The 2776-nt window shown below is 64.6% G+C and carries 3 protein-coding genes; all 3 read left to right on the forward strand.

Features of this window, described 5'->3' with window-relative positions; genetic code table 11:
• Positions 1–327 (forward strand): MarR family transcriptional regulator (locus Q0S16_RS00255; RefSeq protein ID WP_295843767.1); only part of this gene is annotated, 327 nt, incomplete at its 5' end.
• Positions 320–1474, forward strand: coding sequence for an HlyD family secretion protein (locus tag Q0S16_RS00260; protein WP_295843769.1), 1155 nt, complete (start codon positions 320–322; stop codon positions 1472–1474). The genes Q0S16_RS00255 and Q0S16_RS00260, both read left to right, overlap by 8 nt.
• 52 nt (positions 1475–1526) lie before the next feature.
• Positions 1527–2776 (forward strand): DHA2 family efflux MFS transporter permease subunit (locus Q0S16_RS00265; protein WP_295843772.1); only part of this gene is annotated, 1250 nt, incomplete at its 3' end.

The raw sequence follows: 2776 nt of genomic DNA on the forward strand, positions 1-2776 counted from the left end.
ATCGCCGAGTTGATGGAAATCCAGCCGATCACCCTGACCCGGCTGATCGACAAATTATGCGACCTCGACCTTATCGAACGCCGCAGCGACGACAGCGATCGCAGGGTCAAGCGACTGTATCTGACCGAGGCCGCCCGCCCCCTGATGCTGAAGCTGGCCGACCTGCGCAACGAACTGACAAGGACCGCGTTAGCGGGGCTCAGCTCCGCTGATACCGATCTGCTGGTCGCCCAGCTCGAGATCGTCAAACACAACGTCCGCGAAGCGGCCCTGCATGCCGGCCCTTCGCCCACCTCCATTGCCCCCAAGGAAGCGACCTATGGCTGACCCCGCTCTGAAATTGGCGCCGGAAAAAGCAGCCCCCGGCAATTCCCCATCCGACTCGCCAGCGACGACGCCACAAGCCGGCCCCGGTGTCCTGCGCCGCCATCGCCGTACGCTGTTGCTGGTGGTGCTGCCGGTGGTCGCACTGGTCGGCGGCGTGACGTTCTATCTGTCGGGCGGCCGCTACGTGACCACCGACGACGCCTATGTCGGCGCGCAGAAGGTGCTGATCACGCCGGACATCTCCGGCAAGGTCGACAAGGTCGTGGTGCGCGAGGGCCAGCACGTCAGGGAAGGCGACGTGCTGTTCGAGATCGACCCGGCACCGTTCCAGTTCGCGCTGCGCCAGGCACAGGCGACGCTGGCTCAGGAGAAGACGGTCTATGACAACCTCGTCAGCAATGTGACGATCTACGGCCAGATGCAGGACCTGCTGCAGCAGGGCTCCGACCTGAAGCAGCGCGACGTCGAGCGCAAGTCGACGCTGGTGAAAAGCAATTACGGCTCGCAGCTCGATCTCGACAATTCCACCACCGCGCTGGTCACGGCGCGTGCGCAGCTCGAGCTTTTGAAGCAGCAGACATCGACGGCGAAGAACCAGCTGCTCGGCGACGTTAACCTGCCCCTCGAACAGTTCCCGCCCTACGCGCAGGCCAAGGCCGCGCTCGACCAGGCACAGCGCAACCTCGACCACACCACCTTGCGCGCGCCGATGAGCGGCATCGCCACCCAGGTCGACAACATCCAGCTCGGCCGCTTCGTCGCCGCCGGCTCCCCGATCCTCAGCGTCATCGACGACGCCAGGCCGTGGGTCGACGCCAATCTGAAGGAATCCGACTTCACCTATATCGCGGTCGGCCAGAAGGTCGACATCGATGTCGACGCTTTCCCGAGCCATGTGTTCAAGGGCACCGTGGGTTCGCTGAGCCCGGGCACCGGCGCGCAATTCGCGATCCTGCCGCCGCAGAATGCCACCGGCAATTTCGTCAAGGTGGTGCAGCGCGTGCCGGTGCGGATCTATCTCGATTACGCCGACCCCGCGGTGCAGAAGCTGAAGGCCGGCATGAGTTCGTTCACCTCGATCGACACCAACCATCACCGCTCGCTGGCGGCGCTGTTCGGCCTGTCTCCGGCGGCGGCGAAGGACTAGGCCGGTGAGCACGTCCGCTGCCCCGATCGCGGTCCCCGGCCTGCGCCGGAACATGGTGACGATCTGCGCCATGACCGCGACCATCATGCAGGCGCTCGACACCACCATCGCCAATGTCGCGCTGCCTTATATGCAGGGCTCGCTGTCGGCGTCGCAGGACCAGGTCAACTGGGTGCTGACCTCGTACATCGTCGCCGCCGCGATCATGACCGCGCCGGTCGGCTGGGTCGCCAACCGGTTCGGCCGCAAGAAGGTGTTCATCGTCTGCGCCGCCGGCTTCACCGTGGCCTCGGTGATGTGCGGGCTGGCGCAGGACATCACCCAGATGGTGCTGTTCCGGTTGCTGCAGGGCGTCTTTGGCGCCGCCCTCGTACCCTTGTCGCAGGCCGTCATGCTCGACTCCTACGCGCTGCATGAGCGCGCCAAGGCGATGTCGATCTGGGGCATGGGCGTGATGCTCGGCCCGATCATGGGCCCGTCGCTGGGCGCCTGGCTGACCGAAACCTATTCCTGGCACTGGGTGTTCTTCGTCAATTTGCCGTTCGGCATCGTCACCGTCGCCGGCCTGGTGATCTTCATGGACGAGACCAAGCAGAATCTCGAACTGAAATTCGACTGGTTCGGCTTTGCCGCCCTCGCCATCGGCATCGGCTCGATGCAGCTGGCACTCGACCGCGGCGAACAGCTCGGCTGGCTCGAATCCAACGAGATCATCGCCGAGGCGATCATCGCGGTGGTCGGCTTCTATTACTTCTTCGCGCATTCGCTGACCTCGAACCGGCCGTTCATCCAGTTCGCCATCTTCAAGGACAAAAATTTCGTCGGCGGCTGCGTGTTCATGGCGGTGATGGGCCTGGTGTTGTATTCGACCATGGCGCTGTCATCGCCCTTCCTGCAGAACGTGATCGGCTACCCGATCCTGACCGCCGGCCTGCTGCTGGCGACGCGCGGCTCCGGCACCTTCGTGGCGATGATGCTGGTCGGCCGGGTGATGAAATATATCGAGGCGCGCACGCTGATCATGGCCGGCATGGCGCTGATCTCGCTCGGCCTGTTCTTCACCGCGCGCTGGACCGACCAGACCGGCGTCCCCGAGATCGTCATCGTCAGCATCGCGCAGGGCTTCGGCCTCGGCCTCGTCTTCGTGCCGCTGTCGACCGTGGCGTTCCTGACACTGCCCAACCATCTGCGCACCGACGGCACCTCGATGCTGACGCTGATGCGCAATGTCGCCTCGTCGATCGGCATTTCGCTGGTGATTGCCCAGCTGACCTCGGGCACGCGAATGGCGCATGCGGTGCT

The organism is Tardiphaga sp., from assembly GCF_025356345.1.
In the GTDB taxonomy this organism is placed as follows: domain Bacteria; phylum Pseudomonadota; class Alphaproteobacteria; order Rhizobiales; family Xanthobacteraceae; genus Tardiphaga.

Excerpts from the sequence above, each read along its gene's own strand:
- Q0S16_RS00260 (WP_295843769.1), top strand. The coding sequence starts at position 320 with ATGGCTGACCCCGCTCTGAAATTGGCGCCGGAAAAAGCAGCCCCCGGC.